The 21,863-nt window shown below is 71.1% G+C and carries 19 protein-coding genes; 10 read left to right on the plus strand and 9 right to left on the minus strand.

Going from position 1 to position 21,863, the window contains the following annotated elements; all coding sequences use genetic code 11:
- On the plus strand, positions 1-789 hold a 789-nt coding region (locus tag AB0F10_RS28395), incomplete at its 5' end, for an L-lactate permease (protein WP_360631508.1).
- Here AB0F10_RS28395 and AB0F10_RS28400 read toward each other — a convergent pair.
- The gene (locus AB0F10_RS28400) at positions 770-1,144 is read right to left on the minus strand and encodes a DUF4406 domain-containing protein (protein ID WP_360631511.1); all 375 of its coding nucleotides are present in this window, start codon (positions 1,142-1,144) and stop codon (positions 770-772) included. The genes AB0F10_RS28395 and AB0F10_RS28400 overlap by 20 nt on opposite strands.
- 56 nt (positions 1,145-1,200) lie before the next feature.
- Here AB0F10_RS28400 and AB0F10_RS28405 point away from each other — a divergent pair, with 56 nt between their 5' ends.
- The 3 genes from AB0F10_RS28405 (at position 1,201) to AB0F10_RS28415 (ending at position 3,765) form a co-directional block, all read left to right on the plus strand.
- Positions 1,201-1,956 (plus strand): DeoR/GlpR family DNA-binding transcription regulator, encoded by a 756-nt coding sequence (locus tag AB0F10_RS28405; RefSeq protein ID WP_360631514.1) that lies wholly within the window; start codon positions 1,201-1,203, stop codon positions 1,954-1,956.
- Between the two features lie 121 nt (positions 1,957-2,077).
- A complete protein-coding gene (locus AB0F10_RS28410) occupies positions 2,078-2,854 on the plus strand; it encodes an SAM-dependent methyltransferase (protein WP_360631570.1) in 777 nt (258 codons plus the stop codon).
- Positions 2,855-2,871: 17 nt separating this feature from the next.
- On the plus strand, positions 2,872-3,765 hold the full coding sequence (locus AB0F10_RS28415; RefSeq protein ID WP_360631517.1) for a helix-turn-helix transcriptional regulator: 894 nt from the start codon (positions 2,872-2,874) through the stop codon (positions 3,763-3,765).
- A 219-nt stretch (positions 3,766-3,984) separates the two neighbouring features.
- On the opposite strand, the gene AB0F10_RS28420 is transcribed toward AB0F10_RS28415, so the two are convergent.
- Together AB0F10_RS28420 and AB0F10_RS28425 are read right to left on the minus strand one after the other, a co-directional pair.
- A complete protein-coding gene (locus tag AB0F10_RS28420) occupies positions 3,985-6,195 on the minus strand; it encodes a carbohydrate-binding protein (protein ID WP_360631520.1) in 2,211 nt (736 codons plus the stop codon).
- A gap of 40 nt (positions 6,196-6,235) precedes the next feature.
- On the minus strand, positions 6,236-6,985 hold the full coding sequence (locus AB0F10_RS28425; protein ID WP_360631523.1) for a winged helix-turn-helix domain-containing protein: 750 nt from the start codon (positions 6,983-6,985) through the stop codon (positions 6,236-6,238).
- A 64-nt stretch (positions 6,986-7,049) separates the two neighbouring features.
- Here AB0F10_RS28425 and AB0F10_RS28430 point away from each other — a divergent pair, with 64 nt between their 5' ends.
- Both AB0F10_RS28430 and AB0F10_RS28435 read left to right on the plus strand, forming a co-directional pair.
- Complete coding sequence (locus tag AB0F10_RS28430; protein ID WP_360631525.1) at positions 7,050-7,826, plus strand: isocitrate lyase/phosphoenolpyruvate mutase family protein; 777 nt, start codon at positions 7,050-7,052, stop codon at positions 7,824-7,826.
- Between the two features lie 41 nt (positions 7,827-7,867).
- Positions 7,868-8,257, plus strand: a complete 390-nt coding sequence (locus AB0F10_RS28435; protein ID WP_360631528.1) for a DUF1992 domain-containing protein — start codon at positions 7,868-7,870, stop codon at positions 8,255-8,257.
- An 88-nt stretch (positions 8,258-8,345) separates the two neighbouring features.
- Here AB0F10_RS28435 and AB0F10_RS28440 read toward each other — a convergent pair whose 3' ends face one another.
- Positions 8,346-9,956 (minus strand): DUF6114 domain-containing protein, encoded by a 1,611-nt coding sequence (locus AB0F10_RS28440; RefSeq protein WP_360631531.1) that lies wholly within the window; start codon positions 9,954-9,956, stop codon positions 8,346-8,348.
- An 85-nt stretch (positions 9,957-10,041) separates the two neighbouring features.
- Positions 10,042-10,674 carry a DUF6230 family protein gene (locus tag AB0F10_RS28445; RefSeq protein ID WP_360631573.1) on the minus strand — a complete coding sequence of 211 codons (633 nt, stop codon included), beginning with the start codon at positions 10,672-10,674 and terminating at the stop codon, positions 10,042-10,044.
- Between the two features lie 846 nt (positions 10,675-11,520).
- Between AB0F10_RS28445 and AB0F10_RS28450 the strand changes: the two genes are divergently transcribed.
- The 3 genes from AB0F10_RS28450 (at position 11,521) to AB0F10_RS28460 (ending at position 15,633) form a co-directional block, all read left to right on the plus strand.
- The gene (locus AB0F10_RS28450) at positions 11,521-12,159 is read left to right on the plus strand and encodes a hypothetical protein (RefSeq protein ID WP_360631534.1); all 639 of its coding nucleotides are present in this window, start codon (positions 11,521-11,523) and stop codon (positions 12,157-12,159) included.
- A 71-nt stretch (positions 12,160-12,230) separates the two neighbouring features.
- A complete protein-coding gene (locus AB0F10_RS28455) occupies positions 12,231-12,992 on the plus strand; it encodes a HAMP domain-containing sensor histidine kinase (protein ID WP_360631537.1) in 762 nt (253 codons plus the stop codon).
- 214 nt (positions 12,993-13,206) lie between these two features.
- The gene (locus AB0F10_RS28460) at positions 13,207-15,633 is read left to right on the plus strand and encodes a glycogen/starch/alpha-glucan phosphorylase (protein ID WP_360631540.1); all 2,427 of its coding nucleotides are present in this window, start codon (positions 13,207-13,209) and stop codon (positions 15,631-15,633) included.
- A gap of 54 nt (positions 15,634-15,687) precedes the next feature.
- Here the strand turns inward: AB0F10_RS28460 and AB0F10_RS28465 are convergent, their stop codons facing one another.
- The 3 genes from AB0F10_RS28465 to AB0F10_RS28475 all read right to left on the minus strand — a co-directional run bounded on the left by AB0F10_RS28465 (position 15,688) and on the right by AB0F10_RS28475 (position 19,019).
- Positions 15,688-16,602, minus strand: coding sequence for a carbohydrate ABC transporter permease (locus AB0F10_RS28465; RefSeq protein WP_360631543.1), 915 nt, complete (start codon positions 16,600-16,602; stop codon positions 15,688-15,690).
- Entirely contained in the window at positions 16,599-17,540 is a 942-nt protein-coding gene (locus AB0F10_RS28470) for a sugar ABC transporter permease (protein WP_360631576.1), read from the minus strand. The genes AB0F10_RS28465 and AB0F10_RS28470 overlap by 4 nt, the downstream gene beginning before the upstream one ends.
- A gap of 117 nt (positions 17,541-17,657) precedes the next feature.
- Positions 17,658-19,019: an ABC transporter substrate-binding protein gene (locus AB0F10_RS28475; RefSeq protein ID WP_360631546.1), complete on the minus strand. Its 1,362-nt coding sequence runs from the start codon at positions 19,017-19,019 to the stop codon at positions 17,658-17,660.
- A gap of 297 nt (positions 19,020-19,316) precedes the next feature.
- Between AB0F10_RS28475 and AB0F10_RS28480 the strand changes: the two genes are divergently transcribed.
- Positions 19,317-21,185, plus strand: a complete 1,869-nt coding sequence (locus AB0F10_RS28480) for a sensor domain-containing diguanylate cyclase (protein ID WP_360631549.1) — start codon at positions 19,317-19,319, stop codon at positions 21,183-21,185.
- Here the strand turns inward: AB0F10_RS28480 and AB0F10_RS28485 are convergent.
- Complete coding sequence (locus AB0F10_RS28485; protein ID WP_360631552.1) at positions 21,158-21,826, minus strand: response regulator transcription factor; 669 nt, start codon at positions 21,824-21,826, stop codon at positions 21,158-21,160. The genes AB0F10_RS28480 and AB0F10_RS28485 overlap by 28 nt on opposite strands.
- Between the last annotated feature and the right edge of the window lie 37 nt (positions 21,827-21,863).

Raw genomic sequence — 21,863 nt, forward strand, 5'->3', positions numbered from 1 at the left:
GCCGCGAGCGGCGGCCCGGTGGGGACGCTGGAGCGACGCGACAGCGGCACCGAGGTCGCCCGCGCGTACGCGCCTTATCTGATCATCATCGCCATCTTCTCGATCGCCAACATCGGCGCCGTCAAGGACGCCCTGGCCCAGGAGCCGTGGACGGTGAAGTTCGCCTGGCCGGGGCTGGAGGTGATGGGCGCCAACGGCGAGCCGCTCGCCTCGACCACCTTCACCTTCGGCTGGCTGCCCGCCGCCGGCACCCTGATGATCCTGGCCGGCATCCTGACGGCCCTGGTGCTGCGGATCCGTCCGGGCCGCGCGCTGCGGGCCTACCTCGACACGTACGTCGAACTGCGGCACGCCATCGTCACCGTGATGGCGGTGCTGGCGCTCGCATACGTGCTCAACCAGTCGGGCCAGACCAACACGCTCGGGGAGTTCCTGGCCGCGGCCGGCGGCGTGTTCATCTTCCTGTCCTCGATCCTCGGCTGGACCGGGGTGGCCGTCACCGGCTCCGACACCTCCTCCAACGCGCTGTTCGGCGCGCTGCAGGTGCAGGCCGCCTCCCGGGCCGGCCTCGACCCGGTGCTGCTGGCCGCGGCCAACTCCTCCGGCGGCGTGCTCGGCAAGATGATCAGCCCGCAGAACCTGGCCATCGCGGCCTCGGCGGTCGGCATGGCCGGGCGGGAGGGCGACATCTTCCGCCGGGTGGTGGGCTGGAGCCTGCTCCTGCTGCTGGTGATGTGCGTGCTCGTCACCCTGCAGGGCACCCCGGTGCTCAGCTGGATGGTTCCGTGACGGACAGGTGGCCGGGGATCTCCTCGATCCGGTGATAGACCGGCAGGCCGCGCTCGCGGGCGATGGCCACGTCCTGGTCCGCGCCGGTCGACTCGCCGGGCAGGCGCAGCACCGCGTGGCAGTGCCGCAGCAGGCGCTGCGCGACCGGGTAGAGCACGTCCTCGGCCGTGACCGCGCCCGCCGAGTGATGCAGCACGGGCAGCGCCACCCATTCGCCGATCATCGGCACGTGCCCGGCCTGGAAGATCGGCCACGCCGCCTCCTCCAGCCGAGCCAGGTTGGCCGCGATCAGGTCGGGGTCGCCGCCGGTCCCGGACCGGTATGGGCCAGCAATAAGGATAATCATGGGGTTCATGTGGCCAACCTACCGCTAGACTCGGCAGAAACAAGAACGACTGCGGAGGAACGTGCATGTTGGCTGCGCAACGCCGGGAGTTTCTGCTGGACCGGCTGCGGCGCGACCGTCGCCTGGTCGCCAAGGACGTCGCCGCCGAACTCGGGGTCTCCGAGGACAGCGTCCGCCGCGACCTGCGGGACCTGGCCGCGGCCGGCCTCTGCCAGCGGGTCTACGGCGGCGCACTGCCCGCCTCCCCGGCGATCGCCGACCTGGACACCCGGCGCGAGGTCGAGGTGGAGAGCAAGGCCCGGGTCGCCGCGGCGGCGGCCGGGCTGATCGGGACGGGCGACACGGTGATCCTGGACGGCGGCACGACCGCGCTGGCGGTCGCCCGTGCCCTGCACGCCGGCCTGCGGGCCACCGTCGTCACGCACAGCCCCAGCGTCGCCGCCGCGCTGGCCGAGCACCCGTCGATCGAGGTCTACGTGCTCGGCGGCCGGCTGTTCCGGCACTCGATGGTCGCCTGCGGCGCCGCGGCCGTCGAGGCCGCCCGGGTGGTCAACGCCGACCTGTTCCTGCTCGGGGTCACCGGGGTGCACCCGGATGCGGGGCTGACCACCGGCGACGCCGACGAGGCCGCGATGAAGCGCGCCCTCGCGCAGCGCGCCGCGGACACCTACGTCATGGCCAGCACCGAGAAGATCGGGGCGGCCTCCCGCTTCTCCGTGCTCCCGCTGACCGCCGTCGCGGGCGTGATCACCGACGCCCCGTCGCAGGACGAGACCGTGCGACGGCTGACCGCGGCCGGGGTGTCCATGATCGTCGCTTAGGCGTGCCTACTTTGACCGTTCGGCGCCTCCCTGCGATCGATGGGCGGTTTATGCTTGCGCCGATCATTCGCCCGCATCGCGTCGAGCAAGGGATGTGCAAGTGACAGACGGCCAGCAGGAGATGCCCAAACTGGACACCACCGTCCCGCAGACGGCCAGGATCTGGAACCACCTGCTCGGTGGCAAGGACAACTTCGCCGTCGACCGCGCGGTGGGTGATCAGATCATCGCGTCGTTGCCCCACCTCGCCGAGAACGCCCGGCTCTCGCGCGCCTACCTCGCCCGCGTCGTGCGCCATCTGGCCGGCGAGGCCGGGGTGCGGCAGTTCCTCGACATCGGCACCGGGCTGCCCACCGCCGACAACACGCACGAGGTCGCCCAGCAGGTGGCCCCGGCGTCCCGCGTCGTCTACGTGGACAACGACCCGCTGGTCCTCGCGCACGCCCGGGCCCTGCTGACCACCAGCCCCGAGGGCGCCACCGACTACATCGACGCCGACCTGCGCGACCCGGAGCGGATCCTCGGCGAGGCCGCCCGCACGCTCGACCTCGACCAGCCGGTGGCCCTGTTCCTGATGGGCATCCTCGGTCACATCGAGGACGACGCGGAGGCCAAGTCGATCATCGACCGCATCATGGGCCGGCTGGCACCGGGCAGCTATCTGGCGATGTACGACGGCAGCGACACCAGCGAGTCCAACAACGAGGCCGTCCGGATCTGGAACATCTCGGCCAACCCGAAATACCACCTGCGCAGCCCCGCCCGGATGGCCGCGCTCTTCGACGGCCTCGAGCTGGTCGAGCCCGGCGTGATCTCGGTGACCCGGTGGCGCCCGGCGCCCGGAGGCGAGGACGCTCCCGAGATCGACCAGTACGGCGCCGTGGGGCGTAAGCCGTAGCAGCGACGGGAACACGAGTGGTGACAGGACAGCAGAACGACGGGCCCACGGTCCGTCGTCTGCAGCTCGGCGCGCGCCTGCGCAGCCTGAGGGTGGCCAAGGGCGTCACCCGGGACCGGGCCGGCTACGAGATCCGCGCCTCCGAGTCGAAGATCAGCCGGATGGAGCTCGGCCGGGTCAGCTTCAAGGAGCGCGACGTCACCGACCTGCTCAGGTTGTACGGCGTCGACGACCAGGGCGAGCACGAGCGGCTGCTCACCCTGGCCCGCGAGGCCAACACGCCCGGCTGGTGGCACTCCTACGGCGACGTGCTCAGCAGCTGGTTCCAGAACTACCTGGATCTCGAGCAGGCGGCGGAGCTGATCCGCACCTACGAGATCCAGTTCGTGCCGGGCCTGCTGCAGACCGACGCGTACGCCCGGGCGGTGATCATGCTCGGTCACGGCAGCGCCACGCCCGCGGAGATCGACAGGCGTGCCGAGCTGCGGATGGCCCGCAAGCAGATGCTGGAGAGCGAGGAGCAGCCGCGGCTGTGGGCGGTGCTCGACGAGGCGGTGCTGCGCCGCCCGATCGGCGGCCGGGCGGTGCTGCGCGAGCAGATCGAGTCGCTGATCCAGATCTGCGAGCGGCCGAGCGTGCGGCTGCAGGTGATCCCGTTCGAGTCCGGCGGGCACGCCGCGGCCGGCGGTGCCTTCACGATCCTGCGCTTCCCGCACCCGGACATGCCCGACGTGGTCTACCTCGAGCACCTCACCAGCGGGCTCTACCTCGACAAGCGCGAGGACGTGGATCACTACGCCGCGGCGATGGGCCGGCTGACGATCGAGGCGGAACCGCCGGCGCGCACCCCGGAACTGCTCCGCGCGGCCCTGCGCGACCTCGACGACGACCGGAGACCGGCCACCGGGTGACGACTTCGCCGAACGGCCGCGTGGGCAATTACGGGCGGTCCCGCGGAGCGTCGCAGGCGAGAGCGGGGACGACAACGGCGGACCGGGCGGCGGCGCGGTCCGCGCGCGCCGATCCTCGCCGCGACGGTCATCACGGCGCTCGGCACGCTCGGCGCCGGCCCTGCTCCGGCTGCGGCCACGCCCGCGGCGCCGCGGGCGTGGCCGTGACGCGCCCGCGTCCTACGCCGTCAGGCGCAGGTAGTCCACGTTGAAGCCGCCGGTCTCGCAGTAGAGGGTGACCGCCTGGTCGCCCGCCGGCAGGGTGACCCGGGCGTGCACCGACCGGTACTCCGCCCAGCCGCCGGTGTCCGGCACCGACAGCGTGGCCAGCACGGCGCCCGCCGCGTCGCGCAGCGACACCGCGTCCGGGGCGACCGCGCCGGTGCCGTTCGCGACCCGCAGCTCGAGGTCGTACGTCCCGGCCCGCGCCACGTCCACCCGGTACCGCAGCCAGTTGCCCGCGGCGGTCCAGCCGACGTTCCTGCCGCCACTCGCGGCCGGGTTGCTCTCGATGAAGTCGGCGCCGCCCTCGGTCCAGCCGTGCTGCTCGACATAGGACTCGGCCTCGACCGTCTCGCCCACCGGCGCGCCGCGCGGGCGCACCGTCAGGTGGACGGTCACCTCGTCGTGCGCGGCGCCGTCGGTGACCCGCACCGTCAGGTCCTGCTCACCGGCCACCGTGGGGTGGATCCGCAGCACGCCGGTCGCGGCGTCGAGGCTGACCCCGTCGGGCAGGTCGGCGGCGTAGTAGGCGAGCCGGTCGCGGTCCCGGTCGGCCGCGGACAGCCGCACCTCGGTCGTGGCGTACTGGTCGGCGACGACGTCCGGCACGTCGCGCAGGACCGGTGCGTGGTTGCGGCGCGGGGACGGGACGTCACCCTGCCAGCGGTAGGTGGCGTACGAGTTCGCCGGCACCGTCGCGGTGAAGGACCGGCCGGCCAGTTCGACCCGTACGGTGGCGGGGCCGGGGTTGGTGTTGCCCAGGATCGCGACGAAGCGGTCGCCGCGGTCCCGGAAGACCACGTTGCTGATCCCGCCGGCCGCCGCGCTGGACTCGACGCGGACGTGCTCCGGTCCGAGGTAGCGGGCGAACTGGCCCATCGCGTAAAGCTCGTCGCGGACGGTGAAGGTGCGCGAGGCGGTGTCGACCCTGACGAGCCGGTTGGGCCACCTGGTGGTGCGGCCGACCTCCGCCCAGTCGACGTTGTTGTCCCGCAGGGGTGTCCAGTGCAGCGTGCCGCCGTCCTGGTCGGTGGTCTGCGCCCACATCACGTACGACGAGGCGTCCAGCCGTAGATAGCTCAGGATCGTGGCGGGGGACAGGTCGCTGGTCTCGGTCAGGTGCACCGGCTTGCCGGTCTGCTCGTACGCGTCCCGCATGACGGCCGGGTCGCCCCAGTAGGGGTGGAACGCGATCGCGTCGGCGGCCTCGCGGGCCCGCGGGTCGTCGAGGACGCGGTGGTAGTTCTTGGTCTCCGTGCTGTTGGGGTCGCGCCAGTCCCAGAAGTTGAAGTCGTGCACGTAGAGGTCGGTGCCGAGCCCGGCGCGCCGCACCTCGCGCTTGACGGCCACCGCGAGCCGCTGCTGCTGGTCGATGCTCAGGTCCATCGCCGGGTAGACCACGTCGATGCCGGGCTCGTTCAGCAGGGTCAGTGCGTCGATCCGGACCCCCTGCTCCGCGTACGCCCGCAGGTACTTCACGTAGTACCGCGCGAACACGTCGATGCACTCGTCCCGCAGCCTGCCCACCTGGTAGTAGGAGGTGGTGCTGCCGGGGCGCAGCGCGACCTCGCCGGTGAACCGGTTGTTGGTCTTCATCCAGGCCGGCGCGCTCCACGCCGAGGCGAAGAAGGTCGCTCGCGGGTTGTAGCGCTGGATCAGCTTGACGGTGTCGAGGATGTGCGCGTCGACGTCGCGCCGGATGGAGAAGTGCCGCAGGGCGAAGTCCTCGGTGACCCCGGCGGGAAGCTCGTCGTAGGACCAGAACGGCAGGTGCTCGATGAGGTCGGGGCTGCCGATGGTCAGCCGGAAGCGGTCGAGCCCGGCGCCGGTGCGCGGGTCGACGAGCAGCCGGACGGCCCGGTCGCGCTCGGCCGGTGTCAGCTTCCACAGGTTGGAGACGCTCGTCTCGTCCAGCGAGAAGCCGACGCCGGCGTAGCGCTGCCGCGGCGCGCTCGGATCGATGACGACGGTCGTGTCGGCGGCGGGGCCCCGGCGGCGTCCGATGTGGGTGGCCGGCAGCGGCTGCCAGGCCTGTGCGGCGCCCGCCGAGTAGGTGCCGGTGACGACGGCCCCGCGTTCCGGGCCGGCGGTCGCGGGCGGTCCGCCGGCGGCGAGCACGCCGCCGGCCGCGGTCGCGGCGACGACCGCCGCGGTGATGGATCGCCTCACGGCGCCTCCTGGGATCGGGGGAGGGGCTCCTACCGGGAAGTTACTTTACTGATTCGACACCCGGTGGCGCATCCATCGCGGACGATGTGTTCGAAAATCCGTCCCGTGCGGACCAGGCGGCGGCGGGACCGAAGAGGTCCGTCAGGGCCGCGGCGCCGGAGCGCGTGACGCGCACGGCCCGGCCCGTGCCGATCCGGACCAGCCACCCGTTGCCCAGCAGGTGGCGGCAGATCGCCGCGCCCGCCGCCCCCGCGAGATGCTCGCGCCGTTCGGTCCAGTCGAGGCAGCCGCGGGCCAGCGGCCGGCGGGACGGCGGCGGCGCGCCGAGCTCCGAGAGCCACGCGACGCCGGCCGGCGTGAGGCTGAAGCCCGCCGAGCGGGACAGCAGGCCCGAGCCCTCCAGGGCGTCGGTCACCGCGACGCCCAGGCGTCCGGCCAGGTGGTCGTAGCAGGTCCGGCCGCGGGCGAGCGCCGCCGACGCCGTGGCCGCCCGCAGCGAGCGCGGTGGTGCCGACCGGGGCGGCAGGTGCGCCGCCAGGTCCTCGATCAGCTGCGCGACCCGGGGGTCGGCCAGGCGCACGTACCGGTGGCGGCCCTGGCGTTGCTCGGCGAGCAGGCCCGCCGCCACCAGCTTGTGCAGGTGCTCGGTCGCGGTCGCGGGGGCGACCCCCGCGTGGCCGGCCAGTTCGCCGGCCGTCCAGGCCCGGCCGTCGAGCAGGGCCAGGCAGAAGCGTGCCCGGGTCTCGTCGGCGAGCAGGCCGGCGAAGCGGGCCAGGGCGGGAGCGGTCATCCCGCCATTCTGCGACGCCGGCGCTTCGGTGGTGACCGAAGCGTCGCGACCATACGGTGGGCCGATGAGCGACTTTCGAGCCCTGCACCTTCCCGGTGATCCGCTGGTGCTGCCGAACGCCTGGGACGTCGCCTCCGCCGCCGCGCTGGCGCGGGCCGGCTTCGCGGCGGTCGGCACGACCAGCCTCGGTGTCGCCGCGGCGCACGGACTGCCGGACGGCCGGGCCGCCGGCCGCGCCGAGACGATCGCCCTGATGCGGCGGCTGGGCCGGCTGCCGGTGCTGGTCACTGTGGACGTCGAGGGCGGCTTCGGCGGCGATCCGGCCGCGGTCGCGGACCTCGCCGCCGAGCTCGCCGGTTGCGGCGCGGTGGGCATCAACCTCGAGGACGGCCACGCCGACGGCACCCTCGCCCCGGTCGCGGACCAGGTCGAGCTCATCGCCGCCGTCAAGGAGCGGGTGCCCGGGCTCTTCGTCAACGCGCGCACGGACACGCGCTGGCTCGACGCCGGCGACCTCGGTGAGACCCTGGCCCGCACGCGCGCCTATGTGGCCGCGGGCGCGGACGGCGTCTTCGTGCCGGGCCTCGGCCGGGACGACGACATCCGGGCGGTCGTGTCCGGTGTGGACGCACCGCTGAACGTCCTGCTGCTGCCGGGGATGACGGTGCCGCGGCTGGCGGCGCTGGGGGTCGCCCGGATCAGCACCGGGTCGATGCTCTTCCGGGCCGCGCTCGGCGCCGCGATCGCCGCGGCCCGCTCGGTGGCCCGGGGCGAGCCGGGCCCGACGGGGATCCCCGGCTACGCCGAGGTCAACGGGCTTGCCGCGGCCGGCGGCGATTAGCGGCCGGACCGCAGGCGCGCCGCCGCCATAGACTGGGGCGCATGGCGAGCCGGTACGAGTCAGACATCGACCGCAAGATTCGCGAGGCCCAGGAGCAGGGCCAGTTCGACAACCTGCCGGGCGCGGGCAGGCCGCTCAGCGACCACGGCCGGGACTACGACGAGGACTGGTGGGTCAAGGACTGGCTGCGCCGCGAGGGCGTGAGCTCCGGAGCGCTGCCGCCGACCCTCGCGCTGCGCCGCGAGGCACAGGATCTGCGCGAGAGCGTCGATCGCTGCGCCTCGGAGGCCGACGTCCGGGCGTACGTGGCGCGGCTGAACGAGCAGCTGCGCAAGGCGCGGGCCGGGCTGCTGGACGGCCCGCCGGTGCTGCTGCCCCCGCTCGACCCGGACGAGGCGGTACGCGGCTGGCGCTCCCGTCGCGCAGGCTGACCCGGGGGCGTGCCGTCGCGGGCAGGTTCCAACCGCACGCCATCGCAACCGGATGCCGTGCGGGGTCGTCAGGCCCGCTGAGCCGTCCTCAGGACGGTTCGCTGAGGGTCAGGGGTACACCGGTGAGGGTGTCGCAGCGCACGTACGCCAGCTTGATCGTGACGTCGGTGAACGAGATCTCGGGCAGCATGAGCGGCGGCGGCTCCTCCGGGGTGAAGGTGACCGGGATGAGGCCGAAGAGCTTGCCCTTGAACTCGGGGGTGTAGAAGCGAACGTTACCCTCGGTGATCAACTCTTTGCTGTCGATCACGGTGTGTGCGCCCGTCTTCTCGGACACGGTCAGCTTGAACGGCTTGTTCGTGGCCTTCTTCATGCTGAACTTCAGCGCCTTGATCGTGCCCGTGGCGGTGGGCAGCTCCGCGACGCCGTCGTAGGTGGCGCCCTCCATCTTCAGCGAGGCGGTCTCGAGCTTGCCGCCATCGAGCGAGACGGTCGGGATGTCGTCCGGGCTGGCCACCTTGAACACCCGGGGGCCGAGGCACGGGATGTCCGGCAGGCTCGGCGTCGGGGTCGGAGTCGTCGGGGTGACCGAGTCGCTGGGTGCGGGTGAGCCGGACTCGGCCGGCTCGCCGGTCGCCGGGGTCGACGGGTCCGTCGTGGCGGATCCGGTCGGTTCGGGGGTCTCGGCCGGGGAGGGGGTGACCGACGGGCTCGGGGTCGCGCCTTCCTCCTCGTTGACGCCGAGCAGGTCGCCGACGCCTTCGACGAGGCCGTTCCAGCCCTCGACGATGGGGTTGTCGGAGGACCCCTCGGTCTGCGTCGGCGTGGGCGTCGCCGCGGCGGGCACCGGAGCACTGGGGACGGTCTTGACGGGCGTCTTGTCCGCGACGGTCTTCGTCGCCGCCGGCTTGGGCGACGACTGCCGCGCCGCCTCCTTCTTGGCCGCGGCGACGGGGCGCGACGGCAGCCCCTCGGGGCACTCGACCTCGGCGCGCGCCGGGGTGCGGCTGCCGGCGACGAGGACGGCAGCCGTAACGACAAGTGGCACCAGCGTGATGGCCAGTGCCTTGCGGTGCACGCCGGAGCCCGGCGGGCGAGGGTCGTCCTCGCCCGCCGGATACTGCTCGGACCGTGGCTGCGGCACCGACGGCCGCTGTTCGTCCTGGTCGCCGCCGAATCCCGGCAGGATCATGGTCGCGGCCGGGTCCTGAGCGTCGTACCGCTCATCGTGCGGCTGCTCGTCGTACTGCTCGTCATGCGGCTGCTCCGGCCCGGGCTCGGTCTCGCCGTGCGGGCCCTCGGGCTCCTCCGGCGCGGTGTCGGTCGCCAGCGGGCGCGGCGGCAGCGGGGACCAGGCCAGGACCAGGGCGCCGCCGATGATGCCGAACAGCATGCCCAGGAAGAAGCCGCCGAGGTTCAGGCCGATCAGCGAGTACACGGCGGTGAGCAGGCCCAGGATGCCGTAGAAGAGCCGCTGTGCCGGGGTGACCCAGGTGAGCACGCCGCAGAGGATCAGCAGCAGCGGGAGTAGATAGGACAGGAAACCCTCGGGGCCGAAGTGGAGTTGCAGGTCGCCCAGCGACAGGTTGGCGCTGAGGAACAACTCCAGTCCGGCGATTAGGAGCAGAAGCCCGCCCCAGAACGGCCGGGCTCGCCGCCAGCGGCGGAAACCGCCTGACGACGCACTTGCTGATGCCACTTACTCCTCCAGAAATGGTGCCTTACCCCGGCATGATGGAGGCCCGCGGGTGCTGCGTATCCCCCCGCGGGCCTCCGGCCTTACATCAGAAACATTCCGTCGGCTTGCCGTCGCCGCCGCCGGGCCAGTTGATCTTCATGTTGAGACCAGTCAGCGAGAACGTACCGGCCGACGTGGACACGGCGGTCTGCCGCAGCCCCGTGATCGTTACCTTCTTTGCTTCCTGACCGAAGGTGCCCGCGTGGCCGTTGGCGTCCTTGCCGCCGAGACCGAGGGTCGAGGCGTCCTGACCGATGTTGATGTCGGTGAACTCCGCGTCGCCGCTGAGCTCGCTGACGCCGATCAGCAGGTTGGTGGCCTTCGCCGGCTTGTTGTCTTCCCGGCCAGCCCGAATGGTGAGGGTGATCGGGAGACCCGGGGTCTTCACCGACTGGCACAGGTTGTACAGCTCCGCCGACGCGATCCCGGAGACCGCCACGGGGATGGGAGTCCCGCCCTTGGTGGTGTCCTGGTCACCGTACTGTGCGAAACCCGTGCCGACCAGCTTGTCGGCCGAGATCTTGAACGACTGGCCGGACACGGCGAACGTGGCAGCGAACGCCCCGCTCGACATGCCGAAGACCAAGGCACCGGCGGCAGCGGTGGGAACCGCCACCGCTACGGCGAAACGGCGCCAATTGGTGCGTCCGTATGCCGGATCGCCTTGCGCATCCTTCACGGATCCTCCTTGTAGGGGGTGAGAACGGCGCGGCCGCACCGCCACGCGGCTCGCATCGCGGGTGACACTAGGTCAACAGGTGGCATGCAGACCCATCGATGCGGCCGTCCTAATGTGCGGGGAATGTTGCCTCTACCTGCGGATCAGTACAAGAGCGGTTGGCTACCGGTCGGTAACCCCAGAGAAACAATGTTAATCACGGAGAGTAACCAAAATCAAGGCCGGGGGCGGAAAGATGCATCGGTAAAGGACACTTCGGTCGATCGCCCCTAGGGTGACGGTCACCACACGTATGCGTTTTTCCTTAGTTACGGATCGGTAACAACTTCCAGGATGCTCTCAGTTCTCTGCACTGAGCGTGCGCACTCAGCGCTTCAACTAATCGCATTGAGTTTCGAAGTCGGGTCGTCGCCGGTGTGGGGTGTTCGGGGTGGCTTGGGAATTAAGGTGTGGTTAATGCCTTGTCGCGACTCGCGGATTCCGGGCCGGGCGATGGGGCCCCGAGTTGAGCCGAATCGCAGGACTGGCTGGTCAGGGCCGAGTTTCGGGCCGAATGGCGACCCCGTTCCGGCCGATCGGCGATCGTCGTGTCCCGGCCGGCCGGCGCGGCGGGGCGGGCGGCCCCCAGCGGCGGCGGCACTCGCCGGGAGGGCGTCTCGACCTCTCTTCTGCGTCATATTTCTCCGATCACCGCCGGTTGTCGACGGTCCACAAAGGTTTGATTGTGGGTTTCGGGGCCTCGGGCGGCGATCGGGCCGGGCCCGCAACCGCCCGGCAACCGTCCGCGACACGGTTTGCACCCCGTCGCCCGCAAGCTGTGTGCTCCCCGAACAAGGAGATCGCCAGATGCGTCTGCCCCGTTCCGCTGTCGCCGCAATGCTGGCCGCCGGGATCATCGTCCCCGCCGTCTCCGGGGCGGCGGTGGCCATGGCCGCGCCCTCGTCCCACAGCGCCCGGCCGTTCGTGGACGCCGCCAAGTCCGATAAGCCGGTCAAGCCGGGCAAACCGAGCAGGCGAGTCAAGGTCAAATTCGCCGCCGAGGGCAAGGTCACCGCGGTCGACGCCGCTGCCGGGACCGTGACGCTGCTGGCCAAGGCCGGCACCAAGGACGTCCGCAAAAAGACGATCACCGTGGCCGTTCCCGCGGGCGCCAGGATCGTGGTCGGCGGCCGGCGCGCGAGCGTCGCGGGCATCGTGGCCGGCGCGCGGATCGCCGTGACCGGCACCCGGGTCGGCACGGAATACACCGCCGCGCGGATCAGCGCGACCAGGCCGAAGCCGGCTCCGTCGAAGAAGCCCGTCCCGGTCGTCACGCCCAGCCCGAGCCCGAGTGTCACGCCCAGTCCCGGCGTCACCCCCAGCCCCACCGGCACGCCGGATCCGACGGCGAGCGCGGAGCCCGGCGACGACGACACGGAGCCCGGCGACGACGTGGACCCCACCGACGACGTCGACCCCACCGACGACCCGCAGGACGACCGGTAAAGCCGGGCGCATCCGTCAAGTCGCCGCCGGCCGTGCCGAAATAGTCGGGCGTGAGGGACAGGGACGGGCCGATGCAGGCAGACGGGCGGGAGCCGCGCGCCGCCGGCCGGCGCCGGTACCGGCCGGTCGGTGAGCCGGGGGCGTTCGACGAGCGCCAGGCCGCCCTCGTGGCGACCGTGACGCACGAACTGCGCACCCCGCTGACGAACATCCTCGGCTACGCGGAGACGCTCGCCGCCGGCGACGGCGGCGAGCTGTCGCCGGCACAGCAGCGCGGCGTCGACGCGATCCTGCGCAACGCCCGCCGCCTGCACGACACGGTGTCGAACCTGCTGCTGCTCGACCACGCGACCGGCCGGGCCGGCGCCCGGGTACGCGTCGACCTGTCCACAGTGGCCGAGGCGCTGCACGCGGAGTTCGAACCGCGGGCCCGCGGGCGCGCGGTAGCGCTGTCCGGCGAGGCCGAGCAGGCCTGGGTCGACGGCGATCCCGGGCAGCTCGAGCGTGCGCTGCGCAATCTGCTGGACAACGCGCTGAAGTTCACCGATCGCGGCGAGGTCGGCTACCGGCTGTGCGCCGAGGGCGCCGGCGCCGTGTTCACGGTTACCGACACGGGCATCGGCATCCCGGAGGGCGACCTGGCCGCGCTCTTCACGCCGTTCCACCGGGCCGCCAACGCGATCGAGCGGGCGGCGCAGGGATCGGGTCTGGGCCTCGCGATCACCCGCGGCATCGTGACCGAGCACGGCGGCACGGTGGCCGCCGCGTCCCGGCTGGGACACGGCAGCACGTTCACCGTCACGCTCCCGCTCGCCGCGGCCCCGCCGGCCTGAGCGAGTCACCGCGGGCACACCGTTCCCGGCGGCCCCAGCGGCACCCCCGGCCCCACCCGGGCGCGCATCCCACTTTGGACGACAGCCGCACCGCGCCCGCTGTGAAACTCCGGCGACTCCTCCGCGCGGGACGGCGTTTACGATCACCGTCGACGTTCCCCGTGAGACCGTCGAGTAATGGCGTACCGCCACCGCCCGGGAGGGAACAACTGCCGTGACCAACGTGACGACGCACTCCGGCACCACGCCCGGAGACTTCGGGCGCGAGCTGCTCAGCAACCTCTACTACCAGCGCGGTACGACGCTGGAGTCGGCCAGCGCGCAGGACGCGTACCACTCGCTGGCGCTGACCGTGCGGAACCGGCTGGTCGATCGGTACATCCGGACGGCGGCGGCGCACTACCAGGCGAACCCGAGGTTCATCTACTACCTGTCCGCCGAGTACATGCTCGGCAAGCAGCTGGACCAGAACCTGCTCTACTCCGGCACCCAGGACTGCGCCCGCAGCGCGCTGGTGGCGCTCGGCCTGTCGAGCGACGAACTGGACGCGCTCGACGTCGAGCCGGGCCTCGGCAACGGCGGCCTCGGCCGCCTCGCCGCCTGCCTGCTGGACGCCATGGCGACGCTGGACATCCCGGCGGTCGGCTACGGCATCCGCTACGACTACGGCATCTTCAAGCAGGAGTTCGACGACGGCGCCCAGGTCGAGCACCCGGACGACTGGACCTTCTACGGCAACCCGTGGGAGTTCCACGCCTCCGACGACCAGCAGCAGGTCGGCTTCTACGGTCACACCGAGCCGCTCGACGGGGTACGCAGGAAGTGGGTGCCCGGCGAGATCGTCCTGGGCGAGCCGAGCCACATGCTGGTGCCCGGTTACGGGACCAGCACGGTCAACATCATCCGGCTGTGGAAGGCGCGGGCCAGCCCGCAGTCCTTCAACCTGTCCCACTTCGGCGCCGGCCAGTACGGCGAGGCGGTCGAGGAGATCGTCCGCTCGGAGAACATCAGCAAGGTCCTGTACCCGGACGACAGCACCGAACTCGGCCGCGAACTGCGTCTCAAGCAGCAACACTTCCTGGTCACCTGCGCGCTGCGCGACATCGTGCGGCGCTTCCGGCTGTGCAACAGCGACTGGGACGTCTTCGCCGACAAGGTCGTGATCCAGCTCAACGACACCCACCCGGTGATGGCGATCGCCGAGCTGATGCGGATGCTTGTCGACGAGGAGGGCCTGGACTGGGACCGGGCCTGGTCGATCACCCGGCGCACGTTCGCGTACACCTGTCACACGCTGCTGCCCGAGGCGCTCGAGACCTGGCCGGTGGCGCTGGTGCGGCGGCTGCTGCCGCGGCATCTGGAGATCATCTTCCTGATCAACCACCTGTTCCTGCAGGAGGTCGCGGACCGCTACCCGGGCGACGACGCCAAGCTGCGCGAGCTGTCGATCATCGCGGAGGGCGGGGAGCAGCGGGTCCGGATGGCGCACCTGGCCGTGGTGGGCAGCTCGGCGGTCAACGGCGTGGCGGAGCTGCACTCGCGGCTGCTCGCCGCGACGACCCTGCAGGGGTTCGCCGAGCTGTGGCCGGGCCGCTTCCACAACGTCACCAACGGCGTCTCGCCGCGCCGGTTCGTCCGGCTGGCCAACCCGCGGCTCGCCGAGCTGATCACCGAGCGGCTGGGCGACGGCGGCTGGCTGTCGGACCTGGACCGGCTGAGCAGCCTCGAGCCGGCCGCCACCGATCCGGAGTTCCGGCGGCGCTGGGGCGAGGTCAAGCGGCTCAACCGGCAGGACCTGGCCGAGCAGACCAGGGCCGCCACCGGGGTCGTCCTCGACCCGGACGCGCTCTGCGATGTGATGATCAAGCGGTTCCACGAGTACAAGCGCCAGTTGCTGCGGGTGCTGCACGTGGTGACGCTCTACCGCCGGATCAGGCGGGGCGAGGTCGCGGACGTCGTGCCCCGCTCGATCGTCTTCGGCGGCAAGGCGGCGCCCAGCTACCACGTGGCCAAGCGGATCATGAAGCTGGCGAACCGGGTGGCCGACGTGGTCAACGCGGACCCGGCCGTCTCGCCGTACCTGAAGATGGTCTTCCTGCCCGACTACAACGTGTCCCGGGCTCAGCTGATCATCCCGGCCGCGGACCTGTCCGAGCAGATCTCGCTGGCGGGCAAGGAGGCGTCGGGCACCAGCAACATGAAGCTGGCCCTGAACGGCGCGCTGACCATCGGCACGCTCGACGGCGCCAACGTCGAGATCCGCGACCGGGTGGGCCCGGACAACTTCTTCCTGTTCGGCCTGGACACCGCCGAGGTGGCCGCCCTGCGCGGGCGGGGCTACCGGCCCCGGGACCACTACGAGCGCGACGCGGAACTGCGCGAGGTCGTGGACGCGGTCGCCGGGTGGGACCGCGAGCTCGCCGACGACCTGTTGAACCGTGACGAGTACCTGACGCTTGCCGACTACCGGGCGTACGTGGACTGCCAGGACCGGGTGGCCCGGGCGTGGCTCGATCAGCAGGACTGGACCCGGATGTCGATCCTGAACACCGCGCGCAGCGGCTTCTTCTCCTCCGACCGCACCGTGCGCGACTACTGCCGCGACATCTGGCACGTCACGCCGGTGCCCGTGCCGCGGTGAGACGACGACGGGCCCGCGACCGCCGAGGCGGCCGCGGGCCCGGTGCCGTGGCGGTCAGCCCTTGACGCTGCCGGCGAGCAGGCCGCGGACGAAGTAGCGCTGCATCACCAGGAAGATCGTGACCGGGACGATGATCGACACGAAGGCGCCCGCGGACAGCAGGTGCCACGCCGTGTCGCGGGTGCCGCTGAGGTTGGCCAGCGCGACGGTGATCGGGGCGACGGTGTCGCCGCCGCCGGCGAAGGTGAGCGCGACCAGCAGGTCGTTCCACACCCAGAGGAACTGGAAGATGCCGAACGCCGCCAGGGCCGGCCGCAGCAGCGGCAGCAGCACCCTGAAGAAGATCGACACGTGCCCGGCGCCGTCCACCCGGGCCGCCTCGAGCAGGCCGGCCGGTACCTCCTTCATGAAGTTGTGCAGCAGGTAGATCGCCAGCGGCAGGCCGAAGGTCGCGTGCGACAGCCAGATCGTCCAGAAGGTGTTCGCCAGGTCCGCCTTCACGTACAGCGTGAGCAGGGGGATCAGGGTCACCTGCAGCGGCACGATCTGCAGGGCGAAGATCGCCAGGAACAGGATGTTGCGGCCCGGGAACTTGATCCAGGCGAACGCGTACGCGGCCAGGCTGGCCAGGCTCAGCGGGATGATCACCGAGGGGATCGTGATCACCAGCGAGTTGATGAAGAAGGCGCCGAGGCCGGCGCCCTGCTCCGAGTCCAGCACCGCCCGGTAGTTGTCCAGGGTGAACGTCGGGTCGGTGAACGCCGTCCACCAGCCCGTCGTCTTGATCGCCCGCTCGGGGCGGAACGAGGACACCAGCAGGCCGAACGTCGGCACGGTCCACAGCACCGCGATGACGATCGCCGCGAGCGAGGCCCAGGGAGAGGTGAGCTTCTTCTTGGCGATGGACGCCGCGGTGGGCTTCTCGGCCTCGAGTGCGAGGGTCGCGGCCGGCGTGGCGGCGGTGGTCATAGCGACTCCGATTGACGGATATGCCGGATGTTGTAGATGACGATCGGGATGACCAGCACGAAGAGCATCACCGCGAGGGCGGAGCCGAGCCCCTGGTTGTCGCTGCGGAAGCTCTGGCTGTAGAACTCGTTCGCGATGACGCTGGTGTCGTACTGGCCGCCGGTCATGGTGCGCACGATGTCGAAGACCTTCAGGACGCCGATGGCGATGGTGGTCAGCACGACGACCACGGCCGGGCGGATGGCCGGCAGGGTGACGAACCGGAACATGCCCCACGGGCCGACGCCGTCGAGGCGGGCGGCCTCGATGATGTCCTCCGGGATCGCCTTGATGGCCGCCGACAGCACGGTCATCGCGAAGCCCGCCTGGATCCAGATCATGACCACGATCAGCAGGAGCGTGTTCAGCGGCCAGTCCAGCAGCCACAGCTGCGGCGTGCCGCCCAGCCAGACCACGATCTGGTTGAGCAGGCCGATCTGCTGCACGTCGGCCTGGTCCGGCCGGTACGCGTAGATGAACTTCCAGATGATCGAGGCGCCCACGAACGAGATCGCCATGGGCAGGAAGATCAGCGCCTTGGCGAACGACTCCAGCCGGGCCCGGTCGATCAGGATCGCGTAGAGCAGGCCGATACCGGTGGCGATGAACGGCGTCAGCAGCACCCAGACCGCGGTGTTGGTCAGCACCGTCAGCTGATCTTTGTCGGTGAAGATCGTCTGGTAGTTGTCCAGGCCGATGAACACGTCGCCCGCGGCGTCGAAGAAGGACTCGTAGATGGTGCGGACGCCGGGATAGACGAGCCCGACGGTCAGCATCAGCAGCGTCGGGGCGAGATAGGAATAGGCGACGACCCGGTCACCGCGGCGGCCGCCGAAGCGTCCGGCGATGAACAGGATGATGCCCACGACCGCGGCGAAGAGAAGGATCGCGGCGAACATCTGCGTGAACTTCTCAGCGGTGGTCTCGGCGGTGTCGAACACTCGACCCGTACCTCCTCAGGAGAGAGCGGTGGGGCCGGCCACCATACGGCGACCGGCCCCGGGTGAAGATTCAGATCACTTGGGCCAAGCCTTCTCGATGTTGTCCACCGTCGTCTTGGTGTCCTGACCGGTGATCCAGCTCGTCGCCTGCTTCCAGTACGCGTTCGAGCCCACGGCGGCCGGCATCTGGTCCGAGCCGTCGAAGCGGAACGTGGTCTTCGGGTCGAGCAGGATGACACCCGCCAGCTTGTCGATCGGGTTGCTCAGGTTGTTCGGGTCGAGGCCCTTGTTCGCGCTGACCCAGCCCTGCGAGACCTTGGCCTTGACGTTCGCCCAGGTGTCGGTGGACAGGTAGGTCTGGAAGGCCTTGACCTCCGGACGGTCCGAGAACGCCAGGTTGAACTCGCCGCCACCGAGGACCGGCTTGGACGCGGCGTCCTTGCCCGGCAGGTAGAACGCGAACACGTCGCCGTCCGCCGCCACCTTGGTTTCCTTCGGGAAGTTCGCCGCGTAGAAGCTGGCCTGGCGGTGCATCATGCAGGTGCCGTCGAGGATCGGCAGGCCGCCCTCCTGGAACGCGGTCGAGGCGATGCTCTTGACGTCGCCGAGGCCACCGTTGACGTAGTCGGGGTTCTTCAGGTACCCGCCGACCGCGTCCAGCGCCGCCGTCGACTCGGGGCCGTTGAACGGGATCTCGTGGTTGACCCACTTGTCGTACGTCTCCGGCCCGTAGAGCCGGAGCATCATGTCCTCCTGCCAGTCGGTGATCGGCCAGCCGGTGGCCTCACCGCTGGCGATGCCCGCGCACCACGGCTTCTTCTTGTCCGCCACCATCTTGTCGCTCAGCGTCTTGAGCTCGTCGAGCGTGGTGGGAACGGTGTAGCCCTTGTCCTTGAAGGCGCTGGGCGAGTACCAGACCAGAGACTTCACGCTCGCGCCCGACGGGGCGGCGTAGAACTTGCCGTCGACGGTGGCGTAGGCCTTCCAGTCCTTGCCCCAGAACTTGTCGACGTTCGCGGCGACCGGTGCCGGCGCCTCGACGGCCTTGCCCGTGGCCACCAGCTGCTTGAGCAGGCCGGGCTGCGGCACGATGGCCAGGTCCGGCGGGTTGCCCGCCTTGGCGCGCACGAGGATCTGGGTCTCGAAGGCCTTGTCGCCCTCGTACTTGACCGTTACGCCGGTGCACTTCTCGAACGGCTTGTACGAGTCCGTGTACGCCTTGTCCTCCGGCGTCACGATGCCCGCGTAGACCGTGATGGTCTTGCCCTTCAGATCGCCGAACGAGCTGTACGGAGTGCAGTCGATCGTCGACTGGCCGGCCGTATCGGATTCGTCTTTCGAATCACCACCGCAAGCGGCAAGACCGAGCACGAGGCCTACGCCCAGCGTGCCGGCGAGCGCGCTCCTGAAGCGCGGACTCTTCGATTGAGCGAACATACCTCTCCCTATGTCACATCACGCCGGGGCGTGACAACACCGTCACCGTCTCCGGTTCCCCCGCGTGCCAGTCAAGAGGGGCAAACGGTCTTTCGCAATGTTTCCGCATGATCACCCGAGTAACGATTCGGCACCGGGCCAGCGGAGACCTTAAACGGTTAAGAGAACTAACTGTAAGCGGGCGGTCGCGCGGTGATCCTGGGACGCCCCTGCCCGGCACCCTTTCCGCAACGTTTCCGCGATGTATTGGAATCCATGCGGCGCGGCCGCATCACGCCCGCGCCCTCAGGAGTCCCGATGCAGCCCGCCCGGCCCGGCTCGCTCATCCGCACGGCCGCCACCGACGCGCGCATCCTCGCGATCCACGGGGTGGCCGTCGCGGTGATCCTCTGGCTGCTCTACGGCCCGGGCGACGTCGCCGTGGACACCGTCGTGCGGGCGCCCGTCGGCGTGATCTTCAACCTGATGCTGCTGGCGTCCTCGATTCCGCTCGCGCGCCGGCCCGGCCGGGCCCGTTCCGTCCGCCGCTTCTGGCGCGCGCTGACGGTGATGGGCGTGCTGCTGCTGGTGGGCAACCTCGGCCGGCTCGTCGTCACCCTGCAGGACCCGGGCGCCGGCGCCGTGCCGAACGGCCGCTTCCAGGACGTCTGCGTCCTGTCCGGCATCGCGATCCTGGTGGCCACCGCGCTCGCCCACCCGCACCCGAAGTCCACCCGCCAGGCCCGGGTGCAGTACTGGCTGGACGCGAGCGCCGTGATGACGGCCTCCGCGGTGGTCATCTGGTTCATGGTCGACCGCTCGTCCGCGCTCGGCATCGGCACCACCGGCTCCGCACCGGCGATCGCCATCGCCCTGGCCGTCGCGTTCGCCGTCACCCGGCTGACGGTCAGCGGGCACAACCCGATGAACGCGTACGCGGCCTCGCCGTTGATCGTCGCGGCGCTGATCGAGTGCTTCAACGTCGCGGTCCTGCGCGCCACCGTCGGTGCCCCGGTGCAGCTTGCCCTTCAGATCGTGACCACGGCCCTGGTCTGCATCGGGCCGCGGCTGCAGGTCCTGGCGGACCGGCTCGAGGCCGAGAATCCCGGGAGCTCCCGGCGATCCTGGAGCAGGCTGCCGTACGCCATGCTCGGCGTCGTCCTGCTGATCCTCCCGGCGTCGCTGCCGGGGCGCCTGAGCGGAACCGCGCTGGTGACCTTCGGCGGCCTGTTCGTCATCACCGGCCTGGTCGTGGTGCGCCAGTGGGTCGCCTTCCGGGAGAACTCGGTGCTGGTGCGGACGCTGAGCCTGCAGGAGGAGCGGGTGCGCCTGATGCTCGAGTACTCCACCGACATCACCTCGCTGATCGACGCGACCGGCGCGATGGTCTACCTGACGCCGGCCACCCGGACGCTCGGCTACGAGCCCGCGGAGATGATCGGGGTACGGGTCGTCACCATGATCCACCCCGACGACCTGCCGGCCCTGCTGCCCGACCTGCAGCGCCTGATGGCGACGCCGGGATCGAGCTTCACCTACCAGGCCCGCTACCGGCACGCGAACGGCTCGTGGATCTGGCTGGAGGTCACCAGCCGCAACCTGACCCACCTGCCCAGCGTCGGCGCGGTGGTCAGCAACGCGCGCGACGTCACCGAGTCCCGCGAGCTGCAGGACCGGCTGCGGCACCAGGCCACCCACGACGCGCTGACCGGGCTGGCCAACCGGGTGCTCTTCGGCGAGCGCCTCGCCGCCCAGGTCGACGCCGGCGTCGCCCTGCTCCACGTCGACCTGGACGGCTTCAAGCCGATCAACGACACGTACGGACACCACACCGGCGACGTCGTCCTGGTGCGGGTCGCCGAACGGCTGCGCGCCGTCCTGCCGGCGGACGCGGTGCCGGCCCGCCTCGGCGGCGACGAGTTCGCGGTCCTGCTGCCCGGTGCCGGCGGGCCCGCCGCCGAACAGGTCGCGGACCGGTTCCGCGCGGCCCTGACCCGGCCGATCGAGGTGGACGGGCACCTGCTGCGCGTCGCCGCCAGCATCGGCGTGGTCGCCGGCGCCGGCGTCGACCCGGACGCCCTGATGCGCGAGGCCGACGAGGCGATGTACCGCGTCAAGAACGCCGCCCGGGGAGAACGCCGCCTGACGGCGACCGCCGCCTACGGCAGGCCGGCCCGCAGCGCGTAGCCGAAGCCGCGGTGGGTGACGATCAGCGGCGCGCCGAGCCGGTCCAGCTTGTCCCGCAGCGAGCCGACCTCGGCGTCGGCGTCCGCCGCACCGGTGGCCGCCTCGATCTGCGCCACCGACAGCACCCGCCCGCAGTTCTGCAGCAGGCACCGCAGCACCTCCAGCTCGGTACGCGTGAGCGGCACCGGCTCACCCGAGCGCCGCACCCCGTTGGTGTCCTGGTCCAGCTCCACGTCCGCGTACCGCAGGATCCGCTCGCCGCCGGGCGGGCCGCCGCGGCTCAGCAGCGCCCGGACCCGGGCCAGCAGCACCTCGACGTCGAACGGCTTGGTGATCCAGTCGTCGCAGCCGTACGCGATCCCGCCGACCAGGTCGTCGTCGGCGTCGGGGGCGGCGAGGAAGACGATGCCGGCGCCGGATCCGCCCGCCCGCAACCGCCGGCGCACCTCCATGCCGTCGCCGTCGGGCAGCATCGTGTCGATCAGCACCAGGTCGGGATGCAGCTCGGAGGCCTTCTCCACGGCCTGCTCGGCGGTGCCGGCGGTGTCCACCGCGAAGCCGTGCAGGGTGAGCAGCGACGCCAGCATGTCGACGACGGTGGGCTGGTCGTCGACGACCAGAATACGGGCATTGTCGGTCATATCGCCCTCGTTGTAGACGCAGCGTGATAAGCCGACG

The sequence above is a fragment of the Actinoplanes sp. NPDC026623 genome (assembly GCF_040638275.1).
Taxonomy (GTDB): Bacteria; Actinomycetota; Actinomycetes; order Mycobacteriales; family Micromonosporaceae; genus Actinoplanes.

Excerpts from the sequence above, each read along its gene's own strand:
- AB0F10_RS28400 (WP_360631511.1), bottom strand. The coding sequence starts at position 1,144 with ATGAACCCCATGATTATCCTTATTGCTGGCCCATACCGGTCCGGGACC.
- AB0F10_RS28405 (WP_360631514.1), top strand. The coding sequence starts at position 1,201 with ATGTTGGCTGCGCAACGCCGGGAGTTTCTGCTGGACCGGCTGCGGCGC.
- AB0F10_RS28410 (WP_360631570.1), top strand. The coding sequence starts at position 2,078 with ATGCCCAAACTGGACACCACCGTCCCGCAGACGGCCAGGATCTGGAAC.
- AB0F10_RS28425 (WP_360631523.1), bottom strand. The coding sequence starts at position 6,985 with ATGACCGCTCCCGCCCTGGCCCGCTTCGCCGGCCTGCTCGCCGACGAG.
- AB0F10_RS28430 (WP_360631525.1), top strand. The coding sequence starts at position 7,050 with ATGAGCGACTTTCGAGCCCTGCACCTTCCCGGTGATCCGCTGGTGCTG.
- AB0F10_RS28435 (WP_360631528.1), top strand. The coding sequence starts at position 7,868 with ATGGCGAGCCGGTACGAGTCAGACATCGACCGCAAGATTCGCGAGGCC.
- AB0F10_RS28450 (WP_360631534.1), top strand. The coding sequence starts at position 11,521 with ATGCGTCTGCCCCGTTCCGCTGTCGCCGCAATGCTGGCCGCCGGGATC.
- AB0F10_RS28455 (WP_360631537.1), top strand. The coding sequence starts at position 12,231 with ATGCAGGCAGACGGGCGGGAGCCGCGCGCCGCCGGCCGGCGCCGGTAC.
- AB0F10_RS28465 (WP_360631543.1), bottom strand. The coding sequence starts at position 16,602 with ATGACCACCGCCGCCACGCCGGCCGCGACCCTCGCACTCGAGGCCGAG.
- AB0F10_RS28470 (WP_360631576.1), bottom strand. The coding sequence starts at position 17,540 with ATGTTCGCCGCGATCCTTCTCTTCGCCGCGGTCGTGGGCATCATCCTG.
- AB0F10_RS28475 (WP_360631546.1), bottom strand. The coding sequence starts at position 19,019 with ATGTTCGCTCAATCGAAGAGTCCGCGCTTCAGGAGCGCGCTCGCCGGC.
- AB0F10_RS28480 (WP_360631549.1), top strand. The coding sequence starts at position 19,317 with ATGCAGCCCGCCCGGCCCGGCTCGCTCATCCGCACGGCCGCCACCGAC.
- AB0F10_RS28485 (WP_360631552.1), bottom strand. The coding sequence starts at position 21,826 with ATGACCGACAATGCCCGTATTCTGGTCGTCGACGACCAGCCCACCGTC.